Annotated in this window: 4 protein-coding genes; all 4 read right to left on the reverse strand. The window is 67.5% G+C overall.

The annotated features are described in order from the left end of the window. Positions 1-55: 55 nt before the first annotated feature. Positions 56-637, reverse strand: coding sequence for a PilZ domain-containing protein (locus RT456_RS19185; RefSeq protein ID WP_313349025.1), 582 nt, complete (start codon positions 635-637; stop codon positions 56-58). Then, on the reverse strand, positions 634-948 hold the full coding sequence (locus RT456_RS19190) for a hypothetical protein (protein ID WP_313349026.1): 315 nt from the start codon (positions 946-948) through the stop codon (positions 634-636). Before RT456_RS19190 ends, RT456_RS19185 begins: the two co-directional genes overlap by 4 nt. Continuing rightward, a complete protein-coding gene (fliS, locus tag RT456_RS19195) occupies positions 948-1,364 on the reverse strand; it encodes a flagellar export chaperone FliS (RefSeq protein WP_313349028.1) in 417 nt (138 codons plus the stop codon). The genes RT456_RS19190 and fliS overlap by 1 nt, the downstream gene beginning before the upstream one ends. Before the next feature lie 106 nt (positions 1,365-1,470). After that, positions 1,471-2,829 (reverse strand): flagellar filament capping protein FliD, encoded by a 1,359-nt coding sequence (fliD, locus tag RT456_RS19200; RefSeq protein WP_313349030.1) that lies wholly within the window; start codon positions 2,827-2,829, stop codon positions 1,471-1,473. Positions 2,830-3,312: the final 483 nt, after the last annotated feature.

Below are 3,312 nucleotides of genomic sequence, written 5' to 3' on the forward strand. Positions count from 1 at the left end.
ACCCTGCATCGTGCGGAGCCGGCCAGCGGCCGGCACTACGCGGTAGCCCTGCGGGCTACCGCTGCCGGCGGGCGTCGGCGATCTGGCGGCGGTGCAGGCGGAACAGGTGGCGTTCGAGGGCCATCTCCAGCGCGTCGCTCATGGGCTCGAAGCGCAGCCACAGGAAGTAGGCGCCCGAGCCGTTGGCGGCCTCGGCCAGCACGGAGACCGGCAGGTCGATATGGTCGGGCAGCCAATCGCACGGCTGCAGGCGGATCAGCCCCAGGCTGCCGGGGGCGGCGCTGGTGCGGGTGCCCAGTTCCAGGCGGATGCCGCGCCGCGACCAGCGCAGCGGGCGCAGGTCCAGGTCCTGGGTGCTCTGGCGGACCAAGCGGCCCAGCAGCACCATGGTGAGGTCCAGCTTGGCCTCCAGGCGCTGCAGCTGGAGGGTGCTCTCACCACGGTCGTCATGGCCGTCGTCGCCCCGGGAGTCCTCGACCAGGGCAACACTGCGCAGCAGGGTTTCGGCACTGCCGGGGCGGATCACCGCGCTGCCCAGGCGGAACTCCGCGGGCAGGGCGACTTCGCAGCTCAGCGTTTCATCGAACAGCTCGCTTTCGGCCGGATGATGGATGTCGCTGGGGCGAAGGTCGCTCATGTCAGTGATTCTGCCCGGAGGTAGGCGAGGGAGGCGCGAACGGCGCGTCGATCGGCGGTGAGATGGGTGGCCGCCTCGTCGCGGCGGGCGGCCATGCGGATGCTCACCTGCTGCTGGCGGGCGATCAGGCCGCGCAGGGAGCCGGCGTCGATGCGTGCATCGTGTTCGTCCAGGTAGGCCCGCACCTGCTCGTCATAGGCATCCATCAGCCGCTGGGTCAGGTCGTGGTCTTCACCCTCGACGGCGCGCGACAACTCGTCCAGCGCGTCGTGCAGGGGCTGCAGTACGTCGGTGGCGAGGGCGGCGTGCATCAGGCGCCCGCCGCAGCGGGCTGGCGCTGGTCGTGGGGGATGGCGTTCCAGGCGGCGTCGATCTCGGTCAGCAGCTGCAGCGATTCCTGCAGGGCGGCGGCATCGTTGTGCAGGTTGGCGTCGGTCAGGCGCTGCATGACGTAGTCGTACAGGGCCGAGAGGTTGCCGGCAATGTCACCGCCCGCTTCGTGGTCGAGCGAGCCGTTGAGATGGCCGACGATGGCGCAGGCCTCGCCGATCGCCTTGCCCTTGCGGGCCTGGTCGTTGCGCTCCAGGCAGGCTTCGGCCAGGCGGATGCGCTCGCAGGCGCCGGCCAGCAACATGGCCACCAGCTTGTGCGGGTCGGCATCGTTGACGGCGCTGGAAACACCGACCTTGCGGTACTGTTCTGCGTACTGACGGCTGGAACCGTACATTCGAAATTTCTCCTCTGGGCCAGCCCGCGCCACAGGGTGAGGTGGTGGGTGCTGCCATGAATATCGGCGGTGCGGTGCGGAAACTTGAGCGTTGCCGCGCGAGGACTCAGCTGCTGGTCTTCTTGGCCAGGGCCTGGGTCAGGCCGTCGCTGGTGGTCTGCATCTGGCTGACCATGGTTTCCATTGCGGTGAACTGCTTGGTGTACCGGTCGGTGACCTTTTCCATGCGCGCGTCGAGCGCGTCCAGGCGGCTTTCCAGGTCCTTGATCTGCTTGTTGAGCGAGTTGGTACGCTGGGTGAGCGTGCCGGTTTCCTTGTCCAGGTTGGACTTGATCAGCGTGTCCATGGGCTTGCCGATGGCGCCATCCTTGCCGAACAGGCGGGCGACGGCATCGGGGTCCTTGGCGATGGCGGTTTCCATCTTGCCGCTGTCGAGGGTCAGGGTACCGTCGGCGGCCATGGTCACGCCCATGTCCTTGAGGCCGTTGATGTTGCTGCTGAACTGGCTGCGCAGCTGCTGCTGGAGGCCGCGCACCATGGCGTCGCCGGTCAGGGCAGCGGCGGTCTTGCTGGTGGCGTTGTAGGCGCTGGTGGACTTCAGGGCGTTGTTGATGGCGTTGTAGGCGGCGACGAACGCGGCCATGTCGGTCTTCAGCGCGGTGTTGTCGCGGGTGATCGTCAGGGTCTGGGTCTTGCCCGCCTCGGTGCCTGCCTTGGTCAGGGTCAGGTTCACGCCGGGGACGATGTCGCTGATGGTGTTGGAGCTGGACGTGCGGGTGAAGCCGTCCACGACGACCACGGCGTCCTTGGGTTCGACGGTCTGGGTCATGCCGGAGCCGGCGGTGCCGTCGTAGTTCAGGGAATCGAGGCCGCCATTGCCGCCGGAGGCGGTGATGGTGACGGCGCCGGCCAGGCCGGAGTCGATGGCGCTGAGCATGAGATGCTGGCCATCGTCGGCGGTGATGACGCTGGCGCTGACCACTTTGCCGCCGGCCGCCTTGTTGATGGCGGCGGCGATGTCGCTGAGCTTGCTGTCGGCGTTGACGGTCACTTCGAGGGTCTTGTCGCCGTAGGCGATGGTCAGTTTGCCGTCACCGACGACGGCATCCTTGGCGAACGCGCCGGAGCTGAGCTTCTGGGCCTGTGCCAGGGATTTGACTTCCACCTGGTGGGTGCCGGCGGAGGCGGAGGCGGCGCCGTCGCTGGTGTCGATGCTGGCGGTGAAGTTGGAGTCGGTGATGGTGCTGGTCTTGAACGACGGTTTGTCGGCGTTCTTGATGAGGCTGGCCAGGGTGGTCTGCAGGTTGGTCATGCCGCCGGTCAGGGTGGCGAGAGCCGACAATTTGGCGGTGGCCGCGGTTCCGGCAGCATTGATCTGGTTTGCCTGGGGCTCGCGCTCCTTGGCCACGAGCTGCGCCACGAAGGAGGGGATGTCCAGGCCGGTACCAATCGAACCAATTGCCATGTCTGCAGTCCTGTCTTTGTAAGGTGGGCACGCAACCGCCTGCGCTTCCTGCAGGTGATATCGGCCCGGAACGGGGAGGCTTGAGCCGCAGGCACCGAAAGGTGCGCGCGGCGATGCCAGAGCAGGTGCAAGAGCCGTGCCAGAGCACCGCCAGAGCACGGCCGGAGCAAGGCCAGAGCCTTTGTCTGCCTGTGCTGCGGGGTTGGGCCGGCGGCGGTGGGTTTGCGGGACACGCCGTGAACCGCCCTCCGGGCCCCAGCCCAACCGCCAGCGGTTGTGCGTTCAGTCGCACGCGAGGCAGTGCCTCGCAAGCAGTGCGCCTTCACCCATGGGGGCTCGTAGAAAACTTGCTCGTGTACGCAATCCTGCGTACACGGCAAGACCTGGGTTGGGCGTCCTGCCCAACCCGCCCGGCGCATGCGCCGGGCCCATGTTTTCTACGGTCCCGCAAACCCACCGCCGCCGACCCTTTGACGGTTGGCC

Origin of the sequence: Stenotrophomonas sp. (assembly GCF_032099025.1) — a bacterium.
Taxonomy (GTDB): Bacteria; Pseudomonadota; Gammaproteobacteria; order Xanthomonadales; family Xanthomonadaceae; genus Stenotrophomonas.

Excerpts from the sequence above, each read along its gene's own strand:
- RT456_RS19185 (WP_313349025.1), bottom strand. The coding sequence starts at position 637 with ATGAGCGACCTTCGCCCCAGCGACATCCATCATCCGGCCGAAAGCGAG.
- RT456_RS19190 (WP_313349026.1), bottom strand. The coding sequence starts at position 948 with ATGCACGCCGCCCTCGCCACCGACGTACTGCAGCCCCTGCACGACGCG.
- fliS (WP_313349028.1), bottom strand. The coding sequence starts at position 1,364 with ATGTACGGTTCCAGCCGTCAGTACGCAGAACAGTACCGCAAGGTCGGT.
- fliD (WP_313349030.1), bottom strand. The coding sequence starts at position 2,829 with ATGGCAATTGGTTCGATTGGTACCGGCCTGGACATCCCCTCCTTCGTG.